Below are 22,214 nucleotides of genomic sequence, written 5' to 3' on the forward strand. Positions count from 1 at the left end.
TTATTTATTTGCTGTAAATAAAACTTTGAAAGGGTCATTTGAAATCCATTGTTTTGCAGACTTTTTTATTTGCTCAGCAGTTAGATGCTGTTGAATTTGAAGTTTCTCAAAATAAGCATTTGGATTTCCATGATTAAGTAAACTTTTGCCTAAAAGTTCTGTTCTGCTCCATTGAAAACCAAGAGATTTTTGTTGATCTCTAACATTAGCGATTTCTAATTTTATGGCATTTTCTAAATCTAATATTGATATTGGTTTTTTTGCTAGGTTCCTAATTTTACTTAGAACTAATTCTTTTATTAGTATGCTTTCTTCAGCATTTGAAAATTGAATTTGAACTAAAAATTGTGCCGCATTCATATAAAAATTTGCTTTGACATTGCATTTTATAATAGATGAAGGAAAAAAATGTTTAGCTTTAAAGGTATTATTTAGATGTGAAGCAATGAGTTGAATAGCAGCCTCTTCTTCTATTTTTAATTTTGGAATGGCCCAAGAAAAAACTATCGTATTTATAGAATCATTTGGGTGAGGTGCTTTCATAATAATTTTTCCGGTCGATTGGTCTATTTTTTTATTCTTGATATTGCTAGGTAATTTCTGCTTTGATGGAATATTTCTAAAGTAATTTTCAATTAAACTTTTAGCTTTCTCAATTTCAAAGTTACCAACGACAAATAGTACAACATTATTAGAATAAATGATATCATCATAACGCATTCTTAAATCGTCTAATTGAAAGTTTTTATTATTTGCTATGTTTCCATAACCATTGGCAGTATATGGATGATTTTCACCAAATGTTCCTTCATTGATTATTAAACTTCCTTGAGCACTCCATATTGGGTTTTTAGCATTCCTTTCAATTTCTTCTATAACTCTTTTTCTTTGATATTCAACATTTTTGTCTTGTATGGCTTTTGCTCCAGCTTTTAATCTACCAGAAGTACGTTCTATAACCAACTCTAACCCTTCAGATTTACTTTCCCAATAAAATCTCGTAAAATCCTTTTTGACTTGTGCATTACTGTTGTGGTAATACTCTTTGAATAATTTTTTTCTTTTGATTGAATCCATTGGACTATAGGGCATAATATGCTCGAAAAAATGTTGTAGGCCATACTGATTTCGACTATCTAATGACGTTCCGTTTTTAAGCCAAAATTCTACTGAAACAGCTTTGGTAGTTTCATCTGGTTGTAAAACGATTTCTAAACCGTTTGATAACGTATAGTATTGATAATCCAGCAATAATGAATCAACTTGACTATTAACATTAGAACAGACAATAAATAGAACGAATAAATTAAAGATTCTCATGATATATCAACATTTTAAGATTATAATAAAGATTAAAAACTCAAGTAATTGTTACACTTGATATAAAATGACTACTACTTGTTTTTGCGTAGCTTGTAAAATATTAAACCAATAATGTTTTAATTGTAGTTATTCGTTTATCTAAAGAGATAAATTAAAATAGAGTAGGAAAGTGGTATTAATTATAATAGGTTGTTGTAAGTAGTGGTTTCTTAATTAAATAGTTCAATAGTATAGTCTAGAAGTTCTTTATTACCATATTTGCCATGTCCGGGAACGACTATTTCTACTTCGGTTAATTCAGTTTTGATTTTTGAGACCGTAATTGGCCATTCAGCTATATTCGCATCTTCAAGATTTCCTTTTTGGGCTCCTATTTCTTTTATTAAGCATCCACCAAAGATTGCTTTTTCATGCTCGATATAACCTATAATATTATCCTTTGTATGTCCTTGTCCAAAATGCTTTGCAATAACCATTTCATTCCCAATTTTAATTTTAAACGATTTATCAAAACTATTTTGAGGCCATACTTGGCTGTTTTTTTTTGCGAGATCAATCGTTAGTTTATTAGCATAAGATTTAATTCCGTTTGAGTGAAATTCTTTCAATCCGCCAAGACAATCAATATGAAAGTGTGTGGCGATAATTGCTTTGATATTTTTTTTTCCAGTCCAATCAATTAATTCTGCAGCTGCTTTATTATTTACAGGTGTGTCAAAAATTATCACTTCATTTTGATTAAAATAAATAATTCCATTACAAGGGATTTTTCCATAATCTTTAGTATCTAAATAAGAAATATGTTGATAGAGGTTTTCAGTAATCTTTACGATCTTTAAATTTTCTGAATGATAAGGATTAGGTGAAAATTTATTAGAATTACAACTATTTAAGGTAATTATGATTCCTAATATAAGTATTATGTTTCTCATCATTATTAACGATATGTTCGTTTATAGTTTGCTTTGCTCGCGTGTTGCTGTGAACATTAAGAGAGCAAAAAACAGACACCTAGTTTGAAAATCCGCTAGAATATTCAGGTAGTTATTAGATACTATAAACGTTGTTAGCAAGTGGTTTTATTTAGATATTTTTTCAATTAACAATTGTCTTTCCTTATTAGAATCTATATCGTTTATGAATTTCAAATACTCTTTCTTTGATTCAAATATCTCAAAATTTAAATTTGTTAAAAAATCAAAAGTCATGAATGCTTTTGGCTTTCCAAATATGTACTTTTCCGGAAAAACTTTAAAATCTGTTACAATAGAAATTTCAGGATATCCTTTGAAAAAGATCAATCGAGAGAAATTATCATTTTCTAAACCGTCTTTAAGAAACACTATTAAAGGCATTGCGCCTTTTTCTGCCAGCTCATATTTATTAATAGAGTCATTTTTAGTTTTAATCCGCTTATATCGAATAGAATCTATTTCAGCACTTTGATTTTCAGTCAAGAGTTCATTTTCTGCAGAAATAGAATATATTTTTTCTTTAGAATAAATTTTGATTCCTATTAAATCGTTTTGATAACTCCAATACATTTGAATTAATTCGTCATCTATTAAAACAAAATCAACATGTTTAGGTGTATTTGAAACTATATTGTTTTTGATACTTTCCTTTTTTTCAGGATAATCCTTGATCATATCCAAAAGACTATTTGAAGTAACTTTATATCTAACACTTTGTATTTCCTGTCCAGTCAAAATTATTGACTGAAAAGTTAGGGTTAGAAGTAGTATTAGTGTTTTTAGTTTGACCTTCATTTAACCTGTTGTTAATATATTCTTGTATAGTTTGTGCGGAAACGACTAGTGGAAGTTCGCTAGTAAATCTGATTGAGATTAAAAGTAATATTTTTTATGGAAAAAAGCGGTAATAATTAAAATGGAATATAAAAATGCATTATTCATAATTATGTTGGTTTAGATCATCTATAACTGAAAAGTAAACATGGTCCTGATTTGAGAGTTAAAAGATAGCGAATTCTGTAGCAATACTTTGCGGAAAGGATATCAAATTACTTTTAATCACCGATGGCACACGTTTTGGCTCGAAGTCTACATAAGGTGTTTGACTATATATTGTGTTGTAGGTGGTTTTCTATCCTTCATTTCTTAGATAATTCTAATCTACTTGCTTAATACCTAAAACATTAGCGTTAATTCTAAAAATTTCGCCAGACACTTTGTTTTCTTCAATATCTAATTTAATTGGTAATACACCAACAGAAATGGGCTGTTTCCCTCCACCTATTGCATAAATCCAAAGCTTGCCATATCTCCAAAAAGCGTCAGATATCGGAAAATTTTGTGCCTCATGGAAATTAAAAGATCCATAATTATCTTTTAAGAGAAACAAGTCTAATTTACCATTATAAATATTTTCTTGTATAGAAATATCTAATTTATAGTTCCCAACATCTCCAATTTTAAGCTCACTAATCTTTTCACCTTTGATAGCTGCAATGTATCGTTTTGATAACAATTCAAATTCACTTCTTTCTATTGGTGCATGCCTCATATTGCTTACAATTGCAATACTAAGATTGTATTCAGGAAAAACAAGTAAGCCACAAGTACTGCCTGGTGTTCGTCCATCTCCCCAATACATCATTTCATCATCCCAACTTGTTCTTTGTCCCCAGCCCAAACCTTCTTTAGTTTTCAAAGTATCATTGAGCGTTCTTGGCGAGGTCAAGATATTTAAATCTTCTCTTGTTAGGTAACTAGAATTAAAAGTATGTGCAGAACCAAATTTAACTAAATCAATTGCGGTTGATAAATATCCACTACCAGCCCATTTTGCACTAAGATCTATAAAAGGTGAATGCTCTGGCTCGCGAATAGTATTATACTGGTAAAAGCCAGTTCTATTAATGATTATTTTTTTTTGATCGTCAACTTCTGTTTGATTCATTTTTAGAGGTTTAAATACTAAATCCTTCATAGCATTTTGAAAACTCTTTTTTGTTACACTTTCAATAATTGCTGCAAGAACTGTATAAGCATAACTTGAGTAGGTTACATCCTCATCAGGATTATGTACTAAAGGACGGTCTTTAAATTTTTTTAGCGCTTCATCAGTAGTTTGATAATAATGCACATCTAAGGCATCATTCTCATCAATATAATGACCTATACCACTAGTATGTTGAGCAATTTGCTCAATAGTAATATTTTCCCATGAATTTGGTATAGAATCAAGGTATTTAGAAATTGGATCTTGTAAGTTAATCAACTCTTGTTTGTGAAGCTTATAAATTGCAGTTCCCGTGAGTAACTTGGAAACACTAGCAATTCTAAATTTACTTTTTTCACTCGTAGGAATATTGTGCTCAAGGTTTGAATAACCGTAGGATTTATTCCAAACAAGACTGTCTTTATGGCTTACTGCTATTGATAATCCGGCAATATTACTTTCCTTAACTAGTTTTGAAATTATTCTATCGGTTGCTGAATTTGCTGGTTTAAAATTTTGAGCAAAACATATATTACTTTGAATAATAATATATAATAAAAAAACAGTTCTCATCATTTTTTGATTTTAACCATAAACATACAAACACAAAATGTCTAAAAATTGTAAAAATGCAAACTACAGATTTAAACTATTGTCGTATTGATAATTTGAAGACATGAAATTATTAGACGATAAAAATTTCTTAGGGGAAGTGGCTGCTATTAATTGAAAGTCTCTAATGAAATGAGATTGGTCAAAATAACCAAATTTATAACTAAGTTCTGTTAATGAAATATTTGGATTGCTTTTAAAGTGATTTGTTAAACTTCTTATTCTAATAACTCTAGCAAATTGTTTTGGACTAATTCCAATTTGCGCTACAAATTGCCTTTCTAAATATTGCCTACTTACATTTAGCAGATTTGTCAACTTTTTTACCGAAAATCCTATATGATTTTGAAAGATATAATTTACAGCAAAATAAATTAATTTTGAAAATTTGCTACTCGTTTTTTGAGATTGAATTAAAAAATCTTCAATATGTTTAAACGCTTCTTCTTTTGTGCTAGAGTTTACTACCATTCGTTGTAGTAAGCTTAATTTTGGGCTTACTAAATCATCAATAGCAATTGCTTTGTCTTTGTATAAATCTGCTTTATCTGGTAAAAACATACTCGTAGCCCACGGTTGAATTTTTAAACTTATTAATTTTTGTTCTCCTTTAGGTTTAAATTCAATTTTGCTAGTACTTTGTCCAATTACAAAGGCTGAATTTGAGTATGTTGATAAATTACGCTCATTCATTTTTATTGAAATTGGATCATGTTTGGAAAAATAAATCTCTACAAAACCATCTGGTAAAGTAGCACCGTTAGACACGAAATTTTCTGTCTTTGAAATTTCAAGTAAAGAAGCCTTTGCGATTAAGACGTTATATTCTGATTTTAAAGAAAAAAATTCAATATTCATAAAAAATAAAGTGTCTTGTTAATAATTGCCTATAAAGTGTTCGCGTATGATTTGTAAGACTAGAATCCATAGAATTTTCAGCTGTATCAAATCAGACAATTAAAAGTAATAATTTAAATTGGAGGTGTAAAGTAATATTAATTATACACGTTGTTGGGCATTGGTAAAATCAACTAGTCTCTTTATCATTTGATTCAATTCTTTTTTCATTTGTTATATTTTTAATACTCTTTAAAATGAAAATATTATTGGGTAAAGTAATCTCTCCAGATTCTTTCGTTTCTAAGGTTACAAAGAAAAGTCCAATGTTTGAAACCACGCCTTCAATTCCATAATCCTTACCTTCTAAAATGATAATTGAATCTTTCAATTTTACAGGATGGTTAAAGAAGATTATTATGCTGGAGGTGATATTAGACAATAATGACCATTGGGCAAAAAATGCTACACCAACAACAGTCAAAACTGAACCGATAAAAACAGCAAGATCTGATTGATTCACTCCCCAAATAAGAGAAATGAAAATCATTGAAATAACAGCTAAAACTAAATTTATCACATTTCTGATAAGAACTCCACGTGATTCTTGAATCAGTTTATTAGAAAGTGTTTTATTTATCACTTTAAAGATAAATCTTTTAATAATTAAGTAAGTAATAATTATTACTAGTGTTTCAATAATTTTAATGTAAATCAATTTCATGTATTCTGTTTTTTGCTTTTTTTGCCAACGTGTTTATGAATGGTTTGCTTCGCTCGTGCCCGAGTACAAGCTGGACATATAATTAGTTATACACGTTGTTGAGAGCAATTTATATTTAATATTTTCTTGTTTTAAATTTTCCAATGTGCCATAAAATCCCAGATGGATCATGAAGAAAAAATTCATTTCCCCATTCGTTATAGACTATTTCAGATAATCTTACATTATCATATTTTTCGGTTAACTTCAAACTTTTTATTAGTTTCAATGAGGACTCTAAATTTTCCACTTCGTAGAAAATCATTGAATTATCTATCCAATCTTTAACGTAAGCATCTTGCAAATAGAATCCGAATTCTTGAATATAGAAATAAGACATATTTTTGGAAGTAACTATTTCATTAAAACCCAAATCCAAATAAAAATTTCTAGAAATATTGTAATTTTTAGAGCCAATAAAAGGTCTGATAGATTTTCCGATTATTTCCATACTTAATAATTTAGTTAAGTTGCTTACGCCGTGCTTGTATATGGTTTCGTTGCGTTTTCACTAATATAGCAAATAGGAGCGAATCAATTGTTCAGAAACTATAGAAATTCTGATAGGAATTTCCGAGCAATGAACTATACACGTTGTTGTATAACGTTTTTTCTTAATCTAATTCAGTCATCGTGTATTCAACATCTACATTATGTAACGTTCTCAAAATAATATCTTTTTCGTTTTCCTTTATAATTAGATACGGAACATATTCTGTCATAAAAAGGATGTCGAATCCTTCATTATCAATTCGAATCCAATTTAAATTATATTTTTCGTTATTGGCATTTCTAATTAGGCTTGAGTTGTTCTTAAAGTAAACCGTATCGATAAAAGTTTTACTTTTTAAAACAAATTTTTTACCAGCTAATTCGTTTTCCTTTTTGTGTTTAAGATTATCGGTCAATCTTCTATATATGTATAATGATGGTTCGTCGTAATTAGGACTCTTATTAATTACCAATGAGTCTTTCGACACGTTTACAATCTTATAACGTCCGTAACCATTCTCAAAATCAAAATTTATAATATCAAAAAAAATATTATCACTTTCTTTTACTTGATTTTCATAATGATTTGGCCATTGCTCAAAGCACTTATTATTTTTAAAAGTCAATATTCCTTCTTGGGCAAAATATAGTTTTTTATCAATTATATATTCTCCAATCCAGATTCCGTTCAAATCTCTGTCAGCTTTGAATGCAAAAAAACCTAAAATAAGTAGTAAAATAACTGATGTTGTAAATATGTAGATAGCTTTTTTCAAATGTCTGGTAACTCAGGGTTAAACGTAGTTCTGGTTAGAGAATGAAAAGATAATAAATTCTTAAACAATAATTTAAGAAGGCAACTTCGAATAAATCTTAATTTATTGTTCATCAATTAGGTTCGCTTTAGCGAAGCGTAAATTGTAGAATTTATTAGATTGAGAATTCGAGAAACAGAATCAAATTACTATTAACCGACGATGACTTACGTTTTAGCTCGAAGCTCGTTAAAGGCGATAATTTAGCAAATAAGAATTGTAGTAATTTGGTTTAACCCTGAGATGGGATACATTTACTTTAAGATGCAATGACAGCGAAGCTGCGCATATTAAAGTTCGCCTTTGGCGAATGTATTCCATCGTGTTTGTGTATGGTTTCGTTGCGTTTTCACTAATATAGCAAATAAAGAAGAACCCATTGTTCAGAAGCGACAGAAATTCCGATAGGAATTTCCGAGCAATGAACTATACACGTTGTTGTGCATAGTATATTATTTTTTCATTGTTTTATAACTCTTCAATATCATTCAATTCGTCTACAAAGAAAAGTTTGAAATCAATTTTAATTTCTTTTGCTAAGTTTGATGTTCCGAAAGATTTAGAGCTAGATAGCATAGTATCGTCGAAATAGATTGAACCGTCTTTATGTTTATTCGATTTGTCAAAAAGTTCAGGTAGCTCTAGTCTATAACCCGAATCACCTACAGGCTCCAGTAATTCAGGGTCGCAAAAATAAATATCAAGATAGCCATTGGTAGCATTGCAATAAAAAGCAATAGTTTTGGAATGTTCTGCATTATCATTTTTTCGACTTAATATGCATTGCTTTAATAAAGCAGTTATATCTAATATGATTTCCTGTTTTAATACAGAATTAGACTGAATTAATTTAGTGTCATTTGTTTTATCCATTTTCAATTCTCATATTATGCACAACGTGTTCGTGTATGATTTGTGCGACCTATAATCCGCAGGATTTTTGGGTGTAACAAATCAGATGATTAAATATAAGATTTTAAATTGAAGTATGAGTTTAGCATTTATTATACACGTTGTTAATTAATTAATCTGAATGAATCTAAAAAGGTTCCAGTTTTATCATCATTTATTCCCATATATGAAATAGTATATACTCGATTTTCTTTTCTGAAAAGAATTCCTAATACATGTCCTTCAATTCCTTTCTCAATTAAGGATGGTTTAAGACTGAATACAAAATATTCTCCTTTCAGTCCGTGCTGTTCTATTGTTTTTTGAAAGTCTAAATTAAACTTATCCGCTATTTTATTTGAATAATTGCTAATTCCTTGAGAATATATTTCACTGTCACTAAGAGACTTGATCATGTTTTCAGGGTAATCAATATATTCCAGACTAAAGATCTTGTTAGGTCCTAATGTGGAACGAAAAACATGAATTTCGAAATCATCTATTCCTATTTTTCTTTCAAGTACTGAGTATTTTGGTTCAGTAGGGAATTTTGCAATAAAATTTCCAGTCTTTGAAGCATATTCAACTGTTTTAGTTTTATAAATATGTTCGTTTGTTTCATTTCCACATGAAATGAAAATTATTGTGCAAAATAGTATTTGTAGTTTTCTTATCATGGCGTATCAATTAATTACATACAACTCAGGGTTAAACGTAGTTCTGGTTAGAGAATGAAAAGATAATAAATTCTTAAACAATAATTTAAGAAGGCAACTTCGAATAAATCTTAATTTATTGTTCATCAATTAGTTTCGCTTTAGCGAAGCGTAAATTGTAGAATTTATTAGATTGAGAATTCGAGAAACAGAATCAAATTACTATTAACCGACGATGGCTTACGTTTTAGCTCGAAGCTCGTTAAAGGCGATAATTTATCAAATAAGAATTGTAGTAATTTGGTTTAACCCTGAGATGGAATACATTTACTTTAAGATGCAATGACAGCGAAGCTGCGCATATTAAAGTTCGCCTTTGGCGAATGTATTCCATCGGTCTCGGCTATGAGTAGTTGCGTGGGTTAGCGATTAACTTTGCAAGTACACACCAAACTGAAAATCCGCGAGGATTTTCAGAAGTAGGCGAGAACCAGCAACTACTTATAGCCATTGTTGTAAAACGTTTTTTATAAGAGAAATATTCCGTTTAGATTCTCTTTTGTGATTGATTTTTGTTCGTTAATAAAGTTCAAGTTTTCTTCATAATGAATTTTCATTTCTAGAATTCCGTGTTCAATAGACCTAACTTTATTATGCTCCATTAATTCTTCTAATTCATCCATAACTTTATGAAAGTAACTACTTAAATTCTCAAGTAAAATAGGTAACTGTTGTGGTTTGTTTCCGTGATGAACCAAAGTATTTCTTGCTCTATAAATTCGTCTAATTTGCCAAGTAATTTTTTTAGAGTGTCTTTCAATAAAGGATTTAACTTCTTTTGGATTCTTAAACCACTCATTATATAAAGTCACTCTATTTTTCAAAAGAGGAAATAAATCTAAATATCCTAAAAGGTCATCTACTTTAGAGTCATTTTCCTCCAAGACTAAAAGTTCCAAAAAGGTGTTTAACCTTAAAGAAGAGTCGTTATTTATGGAATCCAAGAGTTCGTAAAACTTTTCTTTGTCCCAATTACTCAAATCTTTGAATAATTCAAGAAGTAGTCCTTTCACATATCCATACGACAAAAAAGGAATTAAAGAATTAGAAATTTGTTCTATTCTTGATTCATTGCTTTCAGCTTTCTTTTGGAAGATTGTTTCTATTGCAGCCCATAAATCCAATAATTGATTTTCTTCTTCATTAGCACTTAATGCTAGCTTATGAAGTTCCAATGCTTTTATGAAACGACCTATTGAATTGTTTTTCCTCGCAAAGGATAGGTTTTTAATTAATTTCTCTACCATCAATGCAGCGTCAGTAGATTTAAAATCTTTCTGTTTTTTTACTGAATTTATTGGTTCATCAAGTATTAACGTATAATTATTATCTAATCGATTGACACAGCATAAATTTCGGAATTCTAGTGATTCTCTGTGATGATATAAATGAAATAGATTTATAAAAAAATTTAGTTTGTTTTGTCCTTTTCTTCTTGCAGAAAAATGGTCAAGAGCTTCTACATCCTTTATGATTAAGTAAATATCTGTAGACTTCTTTTGTTTAGAAAATGATTTTAGTATTACGTTTTTATCTGTATGTTTTATGGTTTTACTCATTTTTACATCAACCTCTTTTAAGGATTTTCTAAAATCCCAAAATATTGCTGGTGCTTGAATAAAAACATCAAATTTCTGTTCTTTAAAATCAAATAAGTTTAAAAATTTAGATATCACATCGACATTGTCAATTTCCTTGTCTTTTTCTTGAAAAAAGAATTGATTTGTTAAATTATATAGATAAGACTTACTGTAGCCATAATTCATTAATTCGGTAACAAATACCCTCGTTAAAAAGAAAATATCTCGCTTTCTTTTTCCCTCTTTGACTGTTTCTGTCAAAAGTCTTTTAACCTCTTCTAAATATTTTTTGTCGGATAAATAGGTGTGTATAGAATAAATTGAATAGTATAAATCATCTATATTGTTAGCTTCCTTAATTAATTTTGAGTAATGCGCTAATTTTTCATTCAATAGTGATTTAACGACAAGGTCTTTCTTAATTAGCAGAAGTAACTCTTCTCTAACAGGCTTTAAATTTCCATCGGGAATATGTTTTGAGCGTACTTTTCGTAAAAGGCTCAAAGCTTCGTGTGTTATTGAATGAGCATTTAAAGCGTTTGGTTTGTAAGTGTCAATTGAATAGTCAAATAATACTTCATTCAAAACTTGAGAGAAGTATAGCAAGCCCTCAAGCTTCTTTTCATATTTCCAATATTTGGGTTCTTTATATTTCATTCAAATGTTTTACAACTCAGGGTTAAACGTAGTTCTGGTTAGAGAATGAAAAGATAATAAATTCTTAAACAATAAATTAAGAAGGCAACTTCGAATAAATCTTAATTTATTGTTCATCAATTAGGTTCGCTTTAGCGAAGCGTAAATTGTAGAATTTATTAGATTGAGAATTCGAGAAACAGAATCAAATTACTATTAACCGACGATGGCTTACGTTTTAGCTCGAAGCTCGTTAAAGGCGATAATTTAGCAAATAAGAATTGTAGTAATTTGGTTTAACCCTGAGATGGAATACATTTACTTTAAGATGCAATGACAGCGAAGCTGCGCATATTAAAGTTCGCCTTTGGCGAATGTATTCCATCGTGTTCGTGTATAATTAGTTGCGGTTTTCTCTGCTGAAGCGACTGATGTTTGGATGAGCCGTTTACGGCGAAAAATCCGCTGGAGGAAGGAGCGAGGCAGAGCCAGACTTTCTTTCCGCTAGACTAAGATAGTAATTTGTAGGAGAATTCCCTCGTCTTAACCAGCAATAGCAATTAATTATACACGTTGTTGTAGGTAGGTTTTTAGGTATAATAATGACATTATTTAAAAAGAATAGTAATTAATTTTAATTAATTTTCTCTTCCCACTGTTTTAAAGTTTCTCCCTTATTATTTAAAATCCTGATTACATAATCTCCTTTTTTTAAAAATAATAATACTTTTTTTTGTCCTTTTTGATAAGCGTATTGATCAGCAGGAATAGCTTTATTTAAATCTTCATTTTTATAAATAGCCTGTACCATATAAAAACTGGAATCTTTAGGTAGATATCGTTTTACCTTAATGCATAATTTACTGCGATCTGGCATATCGATTAACCAATTAGGTCTATTATTAATAAAGATTGTAGGTTTTGCTATTATAGCTGCATCATAGACTTCTCTTGATAATAAATCATTGGTTTTTTTGTCTATTAAAATGTTTGAAGTATTTAATTTTACATCTGTTTTTCTAACCCATTTTGCAATTGTCGATTCATAAATAGAATCTGAATGTTCTTTATGCTGTAGCTGATCTACTGTGAATGGATCAATGTTCGCAAGTTTTTTAAAAAATCCAGCCATCATACCAAACTCTATACTGTCTAATCCTATTTTTTGAAATTCCAAAACTTCAGCTATATGATCTCTTCCACCATGCACCAATATTTTGGCATTTGAATCTTTATCTAAAATTTTTGTGATAATATTTTTTGCTTGGGTCTTTTCTCTAAATAATTGACGTTTGAGAGGATCTCTTTCTTTCGTATATCCAATAGAGTTTGTTTCTATTTCATATGAAATTATTTTATATCCCAATTTTATAGCTGTCCTAATCATCTCACCAAAAAGAGGGTCTTTTATGTAAGATCCATTACTCAAAACAGGATATCCTTGCTTTAAAAGATTTTCTTTTGAAAGTGCTTCCAATGCCAAATACCTATATCCGTTTAAATAAAGTGGTTCTAATAGTTGAGTGGTCAAAATTCTATGGCGAGACATTCTGTGCTCTTCATTAATCATAATAACTTGATGACTTTTTGATTTTTCAGAAATTAAATCTATAGCACCTTCAATTTTATAATCATTATTACTAAACAATTGTTTTTGTTTAACTTCTGGAAAAGCAATATCTTCTAACTCAATTCCTTTATTGTAGTGACCAACATTATTATACCAAGGTGAAATTAAATCTAAATATCCTGAATACTTAAAATATTCTGAACGAGAAATTAGATCATTAAAAATAGTTATGTAATCTCGATTAGATTCTAAATTCTTTGTCGATTTCATATAAAATCTCATTGCTTCTAATTCTCCTGCATAATACGAAGAATCTTTCTTGACTTGGCCAAATGAATTTACAACGTTAAATAAAAACATTATAATAATTAAAAATTTCTTTGCGTCCATAATTTTACTTATTCTTAATGATAATTTGACTTACCTACAACGTGTTTGTGTATGGTTAGTTGTGTTAGAGCAGTAAGTTAGCGAAAAAGAACGAAGAGTTCGGGAATTCGGTAGAATTTCCAAGCCACAATTAACCATACACAAACACGTTGTTGTGTACAGTTAAAACTAACAATAGTATTATTTCTTGTTGTCAACGAAATTAATCTTTGTTAACATGTAATTAGTTAATAAACAGTATATTATCGATATTTAATTTTTTTATATTTACTAAATTGAATTTATCAAAAGTAGAAAATGAAGGTATTGATAATTACTATATTACAACTTGATTTAAACTATGAAGGTTTAGAATCTGTTGTTTGGGAGTCTACAGAAATTCCAAATGTTTTAGATTTTGATGTCTGTTTTATAGAGGTTCCACCAAAAAAAGATAAACTTAAATCACTTTTAAATGAACTCCAGCTTTATCAATCCTCTGGAGGAACTATATATTGGTTGATTTCTAAACATTCTAATAAATCACTAATAAAGAACATTGTTGGATTCAAACCGATTAAATCAAGAAAGGAATTGTATGGTGTCAATACTAATTACAAATTGTTAATCGATTATTTTGAAATTTCTAACAAAGTGATTTGGTTTTTTAGAAAAAGTAAACAGTGGGAAAATATTGCATATTATAACAACCCAAATTATCCTGTAGCACTAGTTAGAAGAAGAGATTTGAACGAATTTGTAATTCCAATTACCTCAGAAAATAATGTTGAACAAATTAATTCATTGTTAAATTATCATAACAGCAATAAATCAAAATTAAATAGTATTACACCTGTTTATCTGTTTTTATTAATTATGCTTGTTGTGGCTTTTTTTCTGACAATTGCTCGTGAAAAGCAACAAAAGATAAATCGTGACAATTGGTATAATGGGTACTCTATTGCTGGTAATGATGATAACTATTCGTATGCTTTAGTGACTTTGCCCAATAGATTGAATTTAAGCTTAAAAACTATAACAGATCAAGAAAATAATTTACCTATAGATTCATGGGATGATTACGAGATTGAACGATTGCTTGATTTTTCAATGGAGTATAATTTTAATTTGTTAGAAGAAAGAATTATTAACCATCTTGTACTAAATGAAGACCAAAAAATAAGATTTAATTTCCGTTCATATAGCTTACTAGATAACTATATCTATAGGCTTTATAACCAAAGCTTGAAAGCTTTAAAAGAGGAGAAGATTGATCTTGCTCGTTATAAAGCACAAAGAGTTTTGAATTTGGTTTCTTCTTTAAATAATCGAAATCAACTTGCTGGACGTGATTATCAATTGTCAGAATGTAGAAGAATAGTAAATCTAACGAAATCGAAGTTTCTTTACTCTGAATTAGAACTAATTCGCAGATTAAGCGATATTTATTCAAGCCCTTATAATTCAGGGGAGCATCTTAATTACTTGTTGAATTATAGTGAAGGCGATAAAAACCCAGATTATCTTCGCAATTTAGCAAAGTACTATTTTATTGATGTAAAAAGAAGACAGATCAACTCTGAGAGATCATATCTAATTGCTATTGAGGAATGGAGGAAGTTTCGACAGAATAGAAATAATACTATGCTTAAGGAAGAGGCTTGGTTTAACGAGATTAATACAACTTTAAATAAAGCATATTACTTCAATAAAGACGATTCAATTAAAATAAATAATATTAATAGGAAGATTATTAAAAGTATTTCAAATTTTTTAAATAAATATCCAAACTCGTACTTGAGTGACGATGCGTTGTATCAAAAATTGGAGTGTCTTTCTACATTGAAAAAGAAGTCTAGCAATGATTATCATGACACGGCACTTAAACTTCTCAAAGAATATGAGGGTTCCGATTCATATGTAAGACTGTTGAGAATTATTGGTGAAGGTTTGATATTTAAAGGATATTTTTATTACTCTGAAATTTTGAGAGTTAAAGAACTAATTAATTATATGATTTCACTAAAACCGGAAGAAATCGTTGATAAATATTTTTTTGAAAAAAAATGGAAAATTAACCTTGATGGGTTGTTTGAAAATTCTACTTCCCCAAAAAAAATAACAGGAAAAAAGTTAAGACAAGTATTTTTTACAAAATATGTATCATGATGGAATCTATAAAAAAATCTTTTAGCTACATAAAAATTCTTCAAGGATCGTCCATTGCTGTATTAACTTTTTTATTTCTATTGGGTCAAAATCTGGAGAGATTCTTTAATTCTAAGGAAATTATAATTGGATGGCTGACTATTAAATTTATCGGATTTGAAATTATTGTATTACTATTATTATTAATGTTTTGGTCTAATTTATTGGGTTTGATTAAAGATGTATTTATTAAATTAAGAAAACTACTTTATGAAAACAGATTTAAGTTCATTGGCATTATATCCTTTATGGTTATAGTTTTTGGTTTTATTGCTTACAATGGATATTACTATGTTAAAGGTAAAATAATAAGGTATAATAATTTTGATAGTGAGATAGTTGTAATTGTAAACGAATTATTGAAAGACGGAGACCATAAAAGAGCTTCTTTTTATTTGGATGCTTGTGATTCTATACTTGATTCATACTTATGTCAGGACATTCAAGAGTCCATTGAAAATAGAATTAATGAAGTTGAGTATTTTCGTGAATTATATAAAGTAATACCTATGTATTCAAATAAAAAATTTGAAGTATTAAATATTATTCAAGAAACAAGTCAAGACGTTGCTTATTACAATAATTTATGCACTCAATTTAACAACCAAATGGAAGAAATTGAATTAGATTATTCGAATGCCTTAACATTCATCATTGATAATGACTTTCAATCTGCATTAAAAAATTTAAAAAAAGTACAAAGACGTTATCCTGGATTTGGTGAATGTCACATAATTCAGGATGAAATTAAATCAATAAAAAATCTCAATTCTGTGACAGAAAAAAAGACTCCTTATCTATTTAATTTAATTAAAGATAGAGAATGGTTTGAAAGTGTTCTGAAACAGCCAAATATCAAATATTGTAAACTTAAATAGTAAAATACTTAATGAATATAAAAATTCAGAACTTAATTGTACACAACGTGTTCGTGTATGGTTTGTTGCGTTTGCACTAAGATAGCAAATAGGAGCAAATCCATTGTTCAGAAGCGACAGAAATTCCGATAGGAATTTCCGAGCAATGAACTATACACGTTGTTAGCCAATCGTTTTATTTGATTCTTCTACAATTTTTTTATAGAATTTTCGGTAATTAACAGCTGTTTCTCTATCTTTTCCTATTGGTTCTTTATTTTCTAGATTTAGGTATTTGATGTCCTGCATATAATCGAAAAAAACAAATTCAAAAATACATTCTAATGCATCAATAATTAAAAGTAAATGATTACAAGCTTTAAGGGAATAATCTGTCGAGTTAAGTACTACATGATTCATGTCTTCCTTGATTTTTAAATACTCATTTATTGTTGATCTATCAATATGTGTTGCCTTACTTAATACTCCATAAAGTTTTCCTGCATACTTTAAATATTTTTTAAGGTCAGAAATTGCTTTAGTTGGACTTTTAAAATTATCAGGATCGCCATCAGATATTGATATAGAATATGAAAAAGCTAACTGTTCAAATATTAACCTTAAAATTGAAAAACTTTCAAAATAAACACCAAATTTGATTAAGTAATTTACTGCTTTAAACGAAGCATTTAATCTTAAAAAAATAGCATGAGATGCTATTATCTTAATTCCTCCATTACTTAAATCTAATTTTTTTAACCTATTGTTCAATTCATTAACATGAAGTTTTGAATAAGTCAGAATTTCGTCAATTAGTTTTTCAGTAGAGTTAGACTCTTCAATAAAAGAGTTATCAAACTCTTCAGAGTACTTTTTTAAAATATGGTCAACAGATGTGTTTCCCATACTGACTGTTAATAAAGATGCTTTTAAATATTTTCGATGAATTTTTGAATAATTTTTTGGAATCAATAACATATCAAAACCAGCATCTAGTACTTTGAAATCGCTTATGTCAATATTGTAATGGTTATTATCAAAAAAGTTCATTTGCAAAATGTTGGCTAACGTGTTCGTGTATGGTTTCGTTGCGTCTGCACTAAGTTAGCAAATAAAGAGGAACCCATTGTTCAGAAGCGATAGAAATTCCGATAGGAATTTCCGAGCAATGAACTATACACGTTGTTGGCTAACGTTTTTTAATGATTTAGATTTACTTCTTTAACATTTATTCCATCCATGTTAAAAATTATATCTAAATGAAATGGAGTCATATATCCAAAATCCACCAAGTAATGATAAATAGTTTTAGAGCTATCTTTTGGAACTCCAAGTTGTTCAATTATTTCAGGCTTAGTTTTCCCAATTAATATTTTACTTTCCATTAAATCAGTTGCCATATTTCCACGTTCAATTTGCGTCCCGTTTTTCCACTTTTCTTTGTCAAATTTTTCTGCTACGTTATTATTTCCACAACTTAATGCTAGTAAGAAAATCAATATTAAAATATGTTTCATATAGTTGTTAGCTAACCTTTTAAATTTATTGGTATTTCAACTAAACCAGTCCACATAAGAATCAGAAAAATAAAAACCATTATTCCAATAATATAGTTTATAACATTATGTTTAGAACCTGAGAAAAACCAAGGAGCTTTATTAAGTAATTCTGGATTTCTCCTTTTTAAAGAATTTTTGAGCATTGAACTATTCCATTTCATAATAACCATAAGCAACATTGCTCCAGCAATATAAATCAATGTAAAGATGATTTTATGTTTTATTTCCAATTTTAATGAATGTTTGCCAACGTGTTCGTGTATGGCTCGTTGCGGAAAATCAGCTATGATTTTCCGATAAAGGAAACAAGATAGCAAATTGCGCAAGAATTTCCGAGTAGGAAATTCAGAAGCAATGAGCTATACACGTTGTTGTACAACGTTTTTTTATTCTTTTAAAATCGGTATCCAATTCGCAAATGTAAATTGACCGTAACTCCACTCTCATCTAACAAAATCACATTATCCTCTTCAAAATAATGTACGTAACCAATTCCAAAACCTGTTTCGTAATTAAAATGGTTGCCGACATTTCTTCTTATTCCCCAAGTCGGTATGATTGAGATATCACTAATGAAATTTATGTTATCTTCATTTGAAATAACAAACCAATCAGGATGATAAGTTGTTTTAATTGAGATAAAATTTCCACTATTCCCATCTATCCGTTTTGATTTATTTTGTCTTTTATTCAGATTATAATACCATCTAGGTTCTAAAGTAATAGCTGGAACCAATAAAAAACCGTTAATGTCGTTAACATCGCTTCCGAAAATTCCAGTGTCAAGCCCTAACTCACTTCGTAAAACAAATTGATTAGATAATTTTGATTCGTTGTGAGCCCAAATTCCAAGAAATCCAGTTTGTATTCCATAAGTCGATTTTTCTACACTTACGTCTTGAGCATTGGTTATAAAAGTCAGTCCACAAAAGATTAAGGGCAATAATATTTTTTTCATTGAGTTTATTTTTTGTTTTAGGGTTCAGTTTTTTATCAAATGTTGTACAACGTTTATTTTCATTCCGATTAAATTACTCACTAAGCTCTTTTTTTAAATTTTCTAATGCAATAATTGCATTTTCAATTTGTGTTTTATCTTCATTCCCAAATTGCTGTTTTCCAGTTGGAAGATGCGTTATTCTTATTTTATTAAATGACTCTCCATAATAATCAACTTGTATGTTTTCCACACCAAAATGAGTTTTTAAGTTTTCGTGTTTTTTTCTAATTCCATTTCGGAAGCTTTAATTTCAGTCTGTTGATTAATATCTAAGTTATTTTCATCTTGAAAAAGAAAATCTCGATAAACAAAAAAGGTTATTATAAGAATTATTATAATTAATGATGCTGGAAATATTGGTTTAAATCTCTTTTTCAAATTTTATATCTCAATCAATGTATTTTTTCGTAAACAAAATTCACCTTTTAGTTTTGAGACGATTAAATCTCCAAAAGTTAAATCAGATGTTTCTCGAGAATTGGAAACAATTAAATTGCTTAAATCAATGTTGATTTTTGGAAAAATAAATTTCATGATTTTGGCAATAAGGAAAAAGGGTAGAGATAAAATGCTAATTAAAGCTCTAAAAGAATTGAATAATTCTCCTTCACTTTCAAAATGTTTGTCATATTCAAAGCTTTCAAAATCTACATCGTATTTTTCTGCGAACTCGTTTAGAAGAAAATAATTATCATCTCCGAAAAGTCCTAGATCTTCAGCAATTCTGGTATTTAATCCGTTAATTTTTTTTCCAGAAGCGTTTTCAAGAAATGTTTTTATTTCCAAATAAGATTCTTTTATGTTACTAAATTCTAATTTCATTCGTTTTTCTCAAATGTTGTACAACGGTTTTGTGTATGGCTCGTTGCGGAAAATCAGCTATGATTTTCCGCCGTAACCAAAATATAGCAAATTGCAATGAATTCCGATTAGGAATTCAGCCGCAATGAGCTATACACGTTGTTGGGCACAGTTATTTATATTTTAGTTCTCTCGTTCGTATGTAATTCAGTTTGTCATTTTCAATAGATTCCCTCTTTATCCAATTTTCAAACTTGTCAAATTCGTATTTATATTCTGTTGTTGAAATCAAAGAATCTTTACTATTAAATTCTTTAATTTCCATTAAAACTTCACAATCGTATTTATATTCCGATTTTCTATTTCGTTCAGGTTTTTTTAAGTCCGATAGTTTGGATTCAGTTACAAATTCCCTGTCGTTATATTTACTTATTTCAAGAGTATTAGTTATTGTGTCATTTGATTCAACGTCAATGTAAATTTGTTTTAATGAACTTTCTTTTAGCTTGTTGTCAGAATTATATTTATAACTTCCAACTTGTTCGAATTGAAAAATGTCATTTTTGGATTCCGATTTTGTTTCCAAAAGCAATGTGTCTTTGTAGAAATAATTAACAACGAAATTTGAACTGTCATTTGAAAGTGTCACAATTTCCCTTTTTATCTTTTTCTCATTATTGTAAATGAATTCAATATTCATTGTTTCATCAGCAAATAAATTTCGTTGATGTCTGTTAATTATTTGGTCATTTTCGTTGTATTTCTTTTCGGTAATTACAAGCGTGTCTTGAACCTTATTATTCAGAGAATCATTTTCCATTTTGATTGTGTACTCCGTTATCTGACTTACGCTTTTAGTCAGTCCATTATTCAGCAATTTTGGTTCATTACAACAACCAATTAAGAAGATTGAAAAAAGTATGATTAGAAGTCTATTCATTCGGTTTTAATTGTGCCCAACGTGTTCGTGTATGGTTAGTTGCGTTGGTTAGGAACTAAGTTAGCAAAAGAAAACGAACCAGAGGAAAATCCGTAGGATTTTCCGAGTAAGCTATAATCAAGCAATTTGCTATACACGTTGTTGTGCTTTCGTTATTTTGATAAGTTCAATTCATTATTTAACTCTTCAAGTAACTCATTACCTCTTTTTAAAATCTGTGCTCCAAACATTCTTCTATAAGTATTGCAGTTTAAATTGGTGAACCTATAAAATTTGTATAACAACATGAACTCTGAGGAATTTGGATCTCCAATCCAAGCGTCCTTTAGTTTTCCATTATATGCTCCATTAGAATTGCGTAAAAGTTCTAACTGATATAAAACCGTGTTTTCACTTAGTTTGATTGACACATCATTTATTTTCTTAAGGGCATATACTCTAGATTCAATGAGTGTATAGTAGTTGGCAATTCTATCTTTGAGTTTATCGTTTTTTAAGGTGTAAAGACTGCCAGTGTTTAACATCTCTTCATAAACACTTCTACTTATTTCCCAATCACTCCATTGAAAAGTGAATAAAGAATCTACTAAAAGTAAATCATTATAGTTTTTTGCATCATAAAACATCAAAATTGCTTTTTCAGAGTTAGCTTCATAAGCAGTGCGAATGGAATCTTGCTTTTGAAAGTAAACTATATCTGATTCGATACTCTTACTTAATTCATTTAAAAATGTATATTCTTTGGTGCTATTCAATCTTTCATCATTCAAATTATTAATTTGTAATGCAATCAAAATCCCAATAACCACAAGTATAATTTCTCCGATTGCATATTTAAAATACTTCCCAGTTTTATTTTCCATAAGCAAGTTTTGACGAATTTTTCTAAAGAATTTTATCATTGGTTAATGGTTGGTTATAATGAAGCACAACGTGTTCGTGTATGGTTTCGTTGTGGTGTCTAGCACTAAGTTAGTAAATTATACCACAACGTAGGAAAATCCGTAGGATTTTCCGTAAAAACACAGGCTGAACAATGAATTATACACGTTGTTAGGTGTTGTACAATCATCGATTTTCTTTTATAAATTCAGTTGGATTTAAATAACCATCAGTAACTTCAGAATATCCAGCTCCTATTGGCAATTCTAAATTATTTCTGATTTCCAAGTGTAAATGTGCAAGATACTGACCATCTACATTCCCAATTGTTCCGATTTTCGTTCCTTTCTTAATCCACTGCTTTTCTTTTACTAGAATTGTATCGCAATGTGCATATAA

22 protein-coding genes are annotated in these 22,214 nt (G+C 29.1%); 2 read left to right on the forward strand and 20 right to left on the reverse strand.

Annotated features, from left to right (window positions below):
- The 12 genes from Q0876_RS14345 to Q0876_RS14400 form a co-directional block, all read right to left on the reverse strand.
- Positions 1 to 1,320: an insulinase family protein gene (locus tag Q0876_RS14345; protein WP_299229111.1), complete on the reverse strand. Its 1,320-nt coding sequence runs from the start codon at positions 1,318 to 1,320 to the stop codon at positions 1 to 3.
- Between the two features lie 212 nt (positions 1,321 to 1,532).
- Positions 1,533 to 2,255, reverse strand: a complete 723-nt coding sequence (gene bla / locus Q0876_RS14350; protein ID WP_299229178.1) for a subclass B1 metallo-beta-lactamase — start codon at positions 2,253 to 2,255, stop codon at positions 1,533 to 1,535.
- A 147-nt stretch (positions 2,256 to 2,402) separates the two neighbouring features.
- The gene (locus tag Q0876_RS14355; RefSeq protein WP_299229114.1) at positions 2,403 to 3,092 is read right to left on the reverse strand and encodes a hypothetical protein; all 690 of its coding nucleotides are present in this window, start codon (positions 3,090 to 3,092) and stop codon (positions 2,403 to 2,405) included.
- A 361-nt stretch (positions 3,093 to 3,453) separates the two neighbouring features.
- Complete coding sequence (locus tag Q0876_RS14360) at positions 3,454 to 4,863, reverse strand: serine hydrolase (protein WP_299229119.1); 1,410 nt, start codon at positions 4,861 to 4,863, stop codon at positions 3,454 to 3,456.
- Between the two features lie 60 nt (positions 4,864 to 4,923).
- Complete coding sequence (locus Q0876_RS14365) at positions 4,924 to 5,757, reverse strand: helix-turn-helix domain-containing protein (protein WP_299229122.1); 834 nt, start codon at positions 5,755 to 5,757, stop codon at positions 4,924 to 4,926.
- 169 nt (positions 5,758 to 5,926) lie between these two features.
- Positions 5,927 to 6,460 (reverse strand): mechanosensitive ion channel domain-containing protein, encoded by a 534-nt coding sequence (locus Q0876_RS14370; RefSeq protein ID WP_299229125.1) that lies wholly within the window; start codon positions 6,458 to 6,460, stop codon positions 5,927 to 5,929.
- 115 nt (positions 6,461 to 6,575) lie between these two features.
- On the reverse strand, positions 6,576 to 6,950 hold the full coding sequence (locus Q0876_RS14375) for a glyoxalase (RefSeq protein ID WP_299229128.1): 375 nt from the start codon (positions 6,948 to 6,950) through the stop codon (positions 6,576 to 6,578).
- A 163-nt stretch (positions 6,951 to 7,113) separates the two neighbouring features.
- Positions 7,114 to 7,767, reverse strand: coding sequence for a hypothetical protein (locus tag Q0876_RS14380; RefSeq protein WP_299229131.1), 654 nt, complete (start codon positions 7,765 to 7,767; stop codon positions 7,114 to 7,116).
- A 507-nt stretch (positions 7,768 to 8,274) separates the two neighbouring features.
- Positions 8,275 to 8,679 (reverse strand): hypothetical protein, encoded by a 405-nt coding sequence (locus Q0876_RS14385; RefSeq protein WP_299229134.1) that lies wholly within the window; start codon positions 8,677 to 8,679, stop codon positions 8,275 to 8,277.
- Positions 8,680 to 8,822: 143 nt separating this feature from the next.
- Positions 8,823 to 9,374: a hypothetical protein gene (locus Q0876_RS14390; RefSeq protein WP_299229137.1), complete on the reverse strand. Its 552-nt coding sequence runs from the start codon at positions 9,372 to 9,374 to the stop codon at positions 8,823 to 8,825.
- 506 nt (positions 9,375 to 9,880) lie between these two features.
- Entirely contained in the window at positions 9,881 to 11,650 is a 1,770-nt protein-coding gene (locus Q0876_RS14395; RefSeq protein WP_299229140.1) for a hypothetical protein, read from the reverse strand.
- Positions 11,651 to 12,263: 613 nt separating this feature from the next.
- Positions 12,264 to 13,589, reverse strand: coding sequence for a hypothetical protein (locus tag Q0876_RS14400; protein ID WP_299229142.1), 1,326 nt, complete (start codon positions 13,587 to 13,589; stop codon positions 12,264 to 12,266).
- Between the two features lie 306 nt (positions 13,590 to 13,895).
- On the opposite strand from Q0876_RS14400, the gene Q0876_RS14405 reads away from it, so the two are divergent.
- Positions 13,896 to 15,737, forward strand: a complete 1,842-nt coding sequence (locus Q0876_RS14405; protein WP_299229145.1) for a hypothetical protein — start codon at positions 13,896 to 13,898, stop codon at positions 15,735 to 15,737.
- Entirely contained in the window at positions 15,734 to 16,654 is a 921-nt protein-coding gene (locus tag Q0876_RS14410) for a hypothetical protein (protein ID WP_299229148.1), read from the forward strand. The genes Q0876_RS14405 and Q0876_RS14410 overlap by 4 nt, the downstream gene beginning before the upstream one ends.
- A gap of 162 nt (positions 16,655 to 16,816) precedes the next feature.
- Here the strand turns inward: Q0876_RS14410 and Q0876_RS14415 are convergent, their stop codons facing one another.
- The 8 genes from Q0876_RS14415 to Q0876_RS14450 form a co-directional block, all read right to left on the reverse strand.
- Entirely contained in the window at positions 16,817 to 17,683 is an 867-nt protein-coding gene (locus Q0876_RS14415) for a hypothetical protein (protein ID WP_299229151.1), read from the reverse strand.
- Positions 17,684 to 17,832: 149 nt separating this feature from the next.
- Positions 17,833 to 18,150: a hypothetical protein gene (locus tag Q0876_RS14420; protein ID WP_299229153.1), complete on the reverse strand. Its 318-nt coding sequence runs from the start codon at positions 18,148 to 18,150 to the stop codon at positions 17,833 to 17,835.
- A 436-nt stretch (positions 18,151 to 18,586) separates the two neighbouring features.
- Positions 18,587 to 19,150 carry a hypothetical protein gene (locus tag Q0876_RS14425; protein WP_299229156.1) on the reverse strand — a complete coding sequence of 188 codons (564 nt, stop codon included), beginning with the start codon at positions 19,148 to 19,150 and terminating at the stop codon, positions 18,587 to 18,589.
- 73 nt (positions 19,151 to 19,223) lie between these two features.
- Positions 19,224 to 19,382, reverse strand: coding sequence for a hypothetical protein (locus Q0876_RS14430; protein ID WP_299229158.1), 159 nt, complete (start codon positions 19,380 to 19,382; stop codon positions 19,224 to 19,226).
- A gap of 191 nt (positions 19,383 to 19,573) precedes the next feature.
- Entirely contained in the window at positions 19,574 to 20,014 is a 441-nt protein-coding gene (locus Q0876_RS14435) for a DUF1493 family protein (protein ID WP_299229160.1), read from the reverse strand.
- Positions 20,015 to 20,165: 151 nt separating this feature from the next.
- Positions 20,166 to 20,813 (reverse strand): hypothetical protein, encoded by a 648-nt coding sequence (locus Q0876_RS14440; RefSeq protein WP_299229163.1) that lies wholly within the window; start codon positions 20,811 to 20,813, stop codon positions 20,166 to 20,168.
- 272 nt (positions 20,814 to 21,085) lie between these two features.
- The gene (locus Q0876_RS14445) at positions 21,086 to 21,796 is read right to left on the reverse strand and encodes a hypothetical protein (protein WP_299229166.1); all 711 of its coding nucleotides are present in this window, start codon (positions 21,794 to 21,796) and stop codon (positions 21,086 to 21,088) included.
- 205 nt (positions 21,797 to 22,001) lie between these two features.
- The coding region (locus tag Q0876_RS14450; protein ID WP_299229169.1) for a M23 family metallopeptidase at positions 22,002 to 22,214 on the reverse strand (213 nt) is incomplete at its 5' end.

It is taken from the genome of uncultured Psychroserpens sp. (assembly GCF_947503375.1).
Lineage (GTDB): Bacteria > Bacteroidota > Bacteroidia > Flavobacteriales > Flavobacteriaceae > Psychroserpens.